The sequence below is a fragment of the Holdemanella biformis DSM 3989 genome (assembly GCF_000156655.1).
Classification (GTDB): Bacteria; Bacillota_I; Bacilli_A; order Erysipelotrichales; family Erysipelotrichaceae; genus Holdemanella; species Holdemanella biformis.
Window position 1 is genome coordinate 1 of record NZ_DS996862.1, and the last position, 2,621, is coordinate 2,621.

Sequence of the window (2,621 nt, forward strand, 5' to 3'; positions counted from 1 at the left end):
TGAGTATTCCGCTATCTGAAGTCCATGCAATATGCTACAGAAGTCCACATAATCCGTTAAAGAAGTCCATCTTTTTTAAATCTTAATACGTAATACAAGTCCACTAAAAAACACGGTCAAATTAAATCAACCGTGTTTTTTGGTTATTTCTTATCTTTTAATTTAGAGTATGTTTCTCTTAATGATTTTCCATGTAATGTAATCAAATAAGATGAATTAATTATCCTATCTAATATCGCATCCGCTATAGGTCCTCCATTTAATAATTGATGCCAACCATCAAATGAATATTGACTACAGAATATTGTTGATTTCTTATTACACCTTATTTCCATCAATTCAAGTAGATCACTTCTTTCTGATTCACTTGTCGATTTTAATAAGAATTCATCTAGTATCATTAAATCATACTTTCCTAGTTTTTTTAGATATTCATTATATTTTCCTTGAATCCTCATTTCTTCAAATTTTGAGAATAGTTCTGGTAATCGAATATATAAAACTGTTTTTCTATCTCTACAGGCATGGATCCCCAAAGCGTTTGATAACCATGTTTTACCACAGCCGGATGCTCCTACAAAAATTACATTCAACCCGTTGTTTATATAATTGTTTGTAGACAATTCATCCATTTGCGAGCGATCGAGTTTTCTGTCTGGATTATAATTAATTGATTCCATACTTGCTGTAGAATCATAAAAATGTGCATTCTTGATAAATCTTTCTATTGTATGATTTACTCGACTATCATATTCCATATCAATTAATTCGCTGAACCGTTCATCGAATGATAATTGACTGTATTCTGGGCTTGCACTTTGTAATTCATATTGTTCTGCAATAACTGGTAATCTCATTTTCTTCAATTTTTCTATCAATTCACTCTTATCCATTGTTCTTGCCTCCGTAATAGTCTTTTCCTCGCACAAAGGCATGCATATCACATTCACTTTGTACATTATCATTTTTATCTTTCAAATCTTGATTTGACTGTAATATCATCTTAATATTTTTATAGCCAGGCTGACTGATGTGATCCAACGCCAATTGACACGCATTTTCCAGTCTGGTTTTTCCATATTTATCTGATAGTTTCAACAATGACATACAACCTTTATAAGCTTGTTCTTCAACTTTATAACGATCAAACAGTTTGGAAACTAAAATCGAAGTATTGTCTCCAATAGAGGCAGCCCACTTCATAAAACGGTCTTTGTTCCATTGAAATTTTTGGTGATTCTCCGGCATATGACTTTCATTTGTTGAGTATTGATTGATACGACCATATAATCGATCATGGGTACAAATTTGATTCATTTTATAATATACAGTTACAGTTCTTTTTGTGACTTTTACATCTACATAATTTCCAACGTATTCATATGGCACAGAATAATTCATTTTTTCTATCGAAATATGATAATTTAATTGAACTTTAGCTCGTTTCCATACACTCAACTCAAATGGCTGTTCAGGCAGAGCTTTCATAAACGGAAGTTCTTCGTCTAAATATACGCTTTTTCTGGAACCTTCCTTTTTCTGAAAAGGTCTGTTATTGAAATTGTCCAATTCTTTGATAATTGCTTTGTTTAGGTCCTCAAACGAAAAGAATTTCCTGTTTCTAAGTTTACCGACAATGGCTACTGTACAATCTCCAACCGCGCCTTCAACAGCTGCCTTATCTTTAGGCTTACGCACTCTTGTTGGAATAATAGTTGTATCATAATAGTCTGCCATTTCCTGATATGATTTGTTTAATATTGGATCCTCATATTTCTTGTTTTGGATAATTCCTACTTTTAGATTGTCTGGAATCAGAATCCTTGTAACTCCGCCAAAATAACGGTAAGCCTGGATATGGCAATCGACCCAATCATTGATTTTCATGCTTGGACATGCTTGAACATAACTGTACATACTAAATGGTAATGTTGCCTCGAATAAATATGCAGGGATTGCTTCTCCTGTGTAACGATCATACACATACATACGGGTGCCATTCCAATCAACCATCATTTTATCACCCGGTTTATGATTGATATGCATCGTAAGATTATGCTTTTTAACGTAATCACGATATCGTTCGCAAAAGTAGCTATACTGGTAAAAAGGACTCTTGATTGACCGACAATCATCAACATATTCTTCCCATAGCAGTTTGATTGTGGTTCCTGGCTTTAACAGTTCCTTATGAATGTAATCAAAATCAGGTTGCTTAATGGATAAATTGATTTTCGTCTCCTGTTCAAATAATAAATTTTGGACATCTGATTCACTGAGATCTTTAACAGATGACCAACACACTTTCTTGTCATCAGCTACATTAAAAATTTTTCTTATTGTATCTCTTGAAATTTTAAGAGATACAGAAATCTGTCGCTGACTATAGTTTTGTGATCTCATTTCCAAAACTTTTTTAACATCTCGCATAAAAAAACACCTCCTAATCGCAAGACTAGATAAGTATACTTACTTACCTGTTTTTATCTTACAACAGGAGGATGATAGTTTATATCTACAATATAGGTGTGGACTTATACAACGGATTCAATGGACTTCGTCACCGTATCAACTGGACTTATTTTACCGTATTGGATGGGCTTGCCCATCCGTTATATTCA

2 protein-coding genes are annotated in these 2,621 nt (G+C 33.3%); both read right to left on the reverse strand.

Features of this window, described 5'->3' with window-relative positions:
* Positions 1-143: 143 nt before the first annotated feature.
* Positions 144-893, reverse strand: a complete 750-nt coding sequence (gene istB / locus EUBIFOR_RS11880; protein WP_003866320.1) for an IS21-like element helper ATPase IstB — start codon at positions 891-893, stop codon at positions 144-146.
* Entirely contained in the window at positions 886-2,430 is a 1,545-nt protein-coding gene (gene istA, locus EUBIFOR_RS11885; protein WP_003866321.1) for an IS21 family transposase, read from the reverse strand. The genes istB and istA overlap by 8 nt, the downstream gene beginning before the upstream one ends.
* Positions 2,431-2,621: the final 191 nt, after the last annotated feature.

Excerpts from the sequence above, each read along its gene's own strand:
- istA (WP_003866321.1), bottom strand. The coding sequence starts at position 2,430 with ATGCGAGATGTTAAAAAAGTTTTGGAAATGAGATCACAAAACTATAGT.
- istB (WP_003866320.1), bottom strand. The coding sequence starts at position 893 with ATGGATAAGAGTGAATTGATAGAAAAATTGAAGAAAATGAGATTACCA.